4 protein-coding genes and 1 pseudogene are annotated in these 4965 nt (G+C 39.9%); 3 read left to right on the forward strand and 2 right to left on the reverse strand.

The features are described from left to right. The first annotated feature begins 25 nt into the window (after window positions 1–25). Window positions 26–538: a zeta toxin family protein gene (locus NGM66_RS13975; RefSeq protein ID WP_258115831.1), complete on the forward strand. Its 513-nt coding sequence runs from the start codon at window positions 26–28 to the stop codon at window positions 536–538. Here the strand turns inward: NGM66_RS13975 and NGM66_RS13980 are convergent. Both NGM66_RS13980 and NGM66_RS13985 read right to left on the reverse strand, forming a co-directional pair. Further along, entirely contained in the window at window positions 528–806 is a 279-nt protein-coding gene (locus NGM66_RS13980; RefSeq protein ID WP_110140168.1) for a hypothetical protein, read from the reverse strand. The genes NGM66_RS13975 and NGM66_RS13980 overlap by 11 nt on opposite strands. Window positions 807–825: 19 nt before the next feature. Beyond that, on the reverse strand, window positions 826–1053 hold the full coding sequence (locus NGM66_RS13985; protein ID WP_159271159.1) for a hypothetical protein: 228 nt from the start codon (window positions 1051–1053) through the stop codon (window positions 826–828). A 252-nt stretch (window positions 1054–1305) separates the two neighbouring features. Between NGM66_RS13985 and mobQ the strand changes: the two genes are divergently transcribed. Together mobQ and NGM66_RS13995 are read left to right on the forward strand one after the other, a co-directional pair. Further along, entirely contained in the window at window positions 1306–3369 is a 2064-nt protein-coding gene (gene mobQ, locus NGM66_RS13990) for a MobQ family relaxase (protein WP_258115830.1), read from the forward strand. 4 nt (window positions 3370–3373) lie between these two features. Further along, window positions 3374–4948: pseudogene (locus NGM66_RS13995) on the forward strand (DNA topoisomerase); the annotation flags it as partial. Between the last annotated feature and the right edge of the window lie 17 nt (window positions 4949–4965).

Raw genomic sequence — 4965 nt, forward strand, 5'->3', positions numbered from 1 at the left:
AGCATCATTTATTTAAGTTAGATACATATTATATGTACGAAGGCATTTCGTTTACACAAGATTCTTGACGCTACCAAGTATTCACGTAGAAACAACACTGGCAGGTAGAGGAAAAGCTCAAATCAATTTGATTGACAAAGCTCACAAAAATGGCTTTGAAGTGACTTTATTGTATGTTGCTTTGCGAGATGAAAATTTAGCTATCCAAAGGGTCAACGAACGGGTACAAAAAGGTGGCCACGGTGTTCCAGTGGCAACGATCAAGAAACGTTATCAGCAATCCAAACATAATTTGCCATTAGTGGCCTTTAAATCTGATAAGGTCATGATCTATGATAATAGCGAAAAGTTTACCTCTGTTTATGCAAGAGAGAAGGGACAAGTTTTTAAGAACGATTTGAGGCATTTTCCTTGGATAAACCAAAATATTACTTATCCAGAAAAGGTGCAAAAGCAGTTACAAAATTTTGCAGATCAAAACCCAGAAGTAAAGCCTAAAAATGATCCAGAAAATAAAAACGATCGGCCTAGTTATTAGGTTGATCGTTTTTGAGTTTATTCGGTTTATGGGCATTAACGTAATCGGCGAATGTTTTTAAAAGCTCTTCGGTTTGTTCGATCGAAAGGTTATCAGCTTGGAAGTATTTTTCTAGCAAAGCTCCTTTTTGAATTAATCGGCGAGAACGATCTTTGCGGTCTTGCCGACTTTCATAATATTTAGATTGCCGTAATTTAAAATCTTCCCGCTCAATTTTTTGTTTTAAACGCGCTTGTTGTTCAACTAGTTTTTCATATTGATTAGGCATAGTCATTACCACCTAACTATTATTGGTTATTTTGATCTTGATTTAAAAAGGCGGCAATTTTTTTTGCAATCATTTTAATTTGTGGAGTGGTCAGTGTTGCATAATTCAAATTAGATGATTTAATGATTTCCTTACCAAGGCTTTGTTCAATTTTGCTTTTTTCAGCTTTAATCTTTTGATTAAGCTGTTTTAATTTAGCTTCTTGTTTTTCTAAGTTACTTTGAGTCACAATTATCCCTCCAATCATCTTAAAATAATCACCGACACTATATCATAAGGGAAACGCTAAGCCAAAGTATAATAGTTGAAATAGCAAAGCGGAGGGCATACACTAAAAGTAAATTCAGGAGAATCAGCAGACCGAGTGAAATGAGGTCAATGCGCACTTAGACACAACAACTAAAGTTGGTTGTGTTATTGTGCTAAACCCTTGTATCAGAAGTCGCCGTTGGCGACAACAAAAGCAAACCCATAAACCCAAAGAAAGGTGGTGACCGACATGGCGATTTTTCACATGAACTTTAGTAATATTAGTGCTGGAAAAGGAAGAAGTGCAATTGCTGGAGCAAGTTATCGAAGTGGCGAAAAATTATTCGATCAAAAAGAAGGTCGAAGTTATTTTTATGCTCGGTCGGTTATGCCAGAAAGCTTTATTTTGACACCAAAGAATGCGCCAGAATGGGCGAGTGATAGAGAGAAATTATGGAACGAAGTAGAAAGAAAAGACCGTAAATCAAACTCACGGTACGCTAAAGAGTTTAACGTGGCTCTACCAGTTGAATTAAGTGAAGATGAACAGAAAGAATTATTGACAAAATATGTGCAAGAAAATTTTGTTGATGAGGGCATGGTAGCCGACGTGGCAATTCATCGCGATCACCCAGATAATCCGCACGCTCATGTGATGTTAACTAACCGTCCATTTAACCCAGACGGAACGTGGGGATTGAAAAGTAAACGAGAAAACATATTAGACGAAAATGGGAACAAGACTTATACAGGAAATAGTCGTTTCCCAAGATCAAGAAAGGTGTGGTTAGTTGATTGGGATAAAAAAGAAAAAATCAATCAATGGCGGCACAATTGGGCGGTTAGTGTCAATCAAGTTTTAGAGCAAAAAAATATTCCCGATCGGATCAGCGAAAAATCATTTATCGAGGAGGGAATAGATGATACACCAACTCAACATGAGGGAATCAATAGTAAGCGGCATGAAAGAAAAGAATTTAACCAACAAGTTAAGGACTATCGCAAGGCCAAAGCCAGTTATAAAAATAACCAAGAAAAAGTAAACCATAGAGGTCATTTAGATAGCCTAAGTGAACACTTCTCGTTTAATGAAAAACGGGTAGTTAAAGAGTTAAGCCATGAACTGAAAACTTATATCAGTTTGGAGAACTTAGATGATAAGCGGCGCATGCTATTTAATTGGAAAAACAGCACCCTAATTAAACATGCGGTTGGTGAAGATGTGACTAAACAATTATTGACAATTAACCAACAAGAAAGCTCACTCAAAAAAGCAGATGAACTCTTAAATAAAGTGGTTGATCGCACGACTAAAAAACTTTATCCAGAGCTTAATTTTGAACAGACCACGCAAGCTGAAAGACGAGAATTAATTAAGGAAACCGATAGCGAACAAACAGTTTTCAAGGGTAGTGAATTAAACGAACGTTTAATGAACATTCGTGATGATTTGTTGACCCAACAATTATTGACCTTTACCAAGCGGCCATACGTTGGCTGGAAGTTATTAATGCAACAAGAAAAGGAAGTCAAAATCGAGCTTAAATATACGCTGATGATTCATGATGATAGCTTAGAAAGTCTAGAACACGTTGATCAAGGTCTACTAGAAAAGTATTCACCAACCGAGCAGCAAAAGATTACTCGCGCAGTCAAAGATTTGCGAACAATCATGGCTGTTAAGCAAGTTATTCAAACCCAATACCAGGAAGTTTTAAGAAGGGCCTTTCCCAAAGGCGATTTAGATGGATTGCCATTGATTAAACAGGAACAAGCCTATACAGCCGTGATGTACTATGATCCTGTTTTAAAGCCATGTCAGGCTGAAACAATTGAACAGTGGCAAGCAAATCCACCACAGGTGTTCAGTCCCCAAGAGCATCAACAAGGACTAGCTTATTTATCGGGACAGCTGAGCTTAGATCAGTTAGAAAATCATCACTTACAACGGGTTTTAAAGCATGATGGCACTAAACAACTCTTTTTTGGCGAATGCAAAGCCGATCCGACGATTAAGAACAGTCAGATCGAGAAAATCCAAAAGCAGTTAAAAGGGCAACAAGCCAAGGACGACCAGTACAGAAAAGCAAATATCGGACATTATCAACCGCTAAATTACAAGCCAGTTAGTCCAGACTATTACTTAAAGACGGCCTTTAGTGACGCGATCATGACTGTTCTATATGCTCGTGATGAAGATTACCAACGACAAAAGCAAGAACGTGGACTAAAAGAAACTGAGTGGGAAATGACGAAAAAGCAGCGGCAACACCAAACTCGAAACCGGCATGAAGATGGGGGCATGCACTTGTAATCACAAAATTAGCGATTGGTTAATTGGTATGAATGGTAGTCCCTTATATACTTTGTTATTAAGACAAAACGGGGTACGCGGGGTGTACTCAATTGGTCGCGTGCAGACGCCAACCTTGTATATGGTCTATCAAAGAGACCAGGCAATCAAAAACTTTAAGCCGGAACCCTATTTTGAACTAAATGCGGAAATTCTTGCTAATTAGCAAGAATTCGTCGCAAAATTAGACCCCTATCAGCGATTTAAAGACGAAACAGGGCTAATGACATTCATGCAAGCTAAACACGTTCAGAAAGGCTCGCAGGACGGTTTAATCAAGGACGTCCAAAAACAAGACAAAAAGCGTGCTAGTCCCCAACTATTCTCACTATCCAGTCTCCAGAGTGCCATGAATAAACGTTATCATGCCAGTGCCAGCCAGACTTTGGCGGCCATTCAAAGTTTATATGAAGCCAAGTTGCTGAGTTATCCCCGAACGGATTGTGCTTATATCACTGATGAAGAATTTGATTATTTAGTGGCTAATCTGACGAAGTATCTGGGTTTGGTCTCTAAGCCAGTCGCTTTAACCAATACCACTCCGAACAAACGCTATGTTGATGGGAAAAAAGTTGAAGAACACTATGCCATTATTATGACTAAAGTCGTCCCGACGAAAGAGAAGCTGGCCAGCTTGCCTAAATTACAGCAACAAGTCTATGACTTGGTTTTAAGAACGACGTTAGCGATGTTTGCTGATCCGTACGAGTACGAGGAAACTACCATTATTACCCAAGTTGGCGACGTCAATTTTAAAGCGACGGGTAAGGTCCAAACTAAGCAAGGTTGGCAAGCTTTATTTGATGATCACAAAGCCGACCAGCAAGAGGCAGCCACCCTCCCGCTCGTTCACCAAGGCGACCAAGTTCAAGCAAATCTGCAAACGCCGCAAAAAGAAACGACACCTCCGGTACCCTTTACCGAAGGTACCCTGATTACGGCCATGAAGACCGCTGGCAAAACGCTTGATGATGAAGTAGCCCAGGCGATTCTCAAAGATGTGCAAGGCATTGGGACAAGTGCGACCCGGGCCAATGTGCTGGAAGTGTTAAAGAAACGCGGCTACTTAGTTACTGAAAAGAATAAGTTGCACGTCAGTGAAGCCGGAATCACTTTATGTAAAGCAGTCGAACTCGAACCCTTGCTAACTAGCCCAGAAATGACGGCTAAATGGGAGCAAGCGTTACAACAAATCAGTACCGAAGAACGCACCCCGGATAACTTTTTGAGCCAAATCAAAAAGTTCGTGGCAAAGTTGATCGCTGATGTTCCCACGCAATTAACTGGCAGTGCAGCCATTAAGCAACAAATCAATCATCAGCAGCAAGCCCAAAAAGCCGCCGAGGTCTTCTTAGAAACACCGCAAGCGACCGTTTTAAATAAACAGAAGTTTTACATTGTGAAGCCCAAGCAAGGTGAAGATTTTACCTTACCTAAGAAATGGAGTAGCAAGACGCTCGGGAAGACCGCAATTAAAGCGTTGGTAGCGTCAAGAATCTTGTGTAAACGAAATGCCTTCGTACATATAATATGTATCTAACTTAAATAAATGATGCT

The organism is Levilactobacillus yiduensis (genome assembly GCF_024718525.1).
GTDB lineage: Bacteria > Bacillota > Bacilli > Lactobacillales > Lactobacillaceae > Levilactobacillus > Levilactobacillus yiduensis.

What these genes read in the sequence shown, in the direction of transcription:
- NGM66_RS13980 (WP_110140168.1), bottom strand. Translation starts at nt 806, where the DNA reads ATGCCTAATCAATATGAAAAACTAGTTGAACAACAAGCGCGTTTAAAA.
- NGM66_RS13985 (WP_159271159.1), bottom strand. Translation starts at nt 1,053, where the DNA reads ATGATTGGAGGGATAATTGTGACTCAAAGTAACTTAGAAAAACAAGAA.
- mobQ (WP_258115830.1), top strand. Translation starts at nt 1,306, where the DNA reads ATGGCGATTTTTCACATGAACTTTAGTAATATTAGTGCTGGAAAAGGA.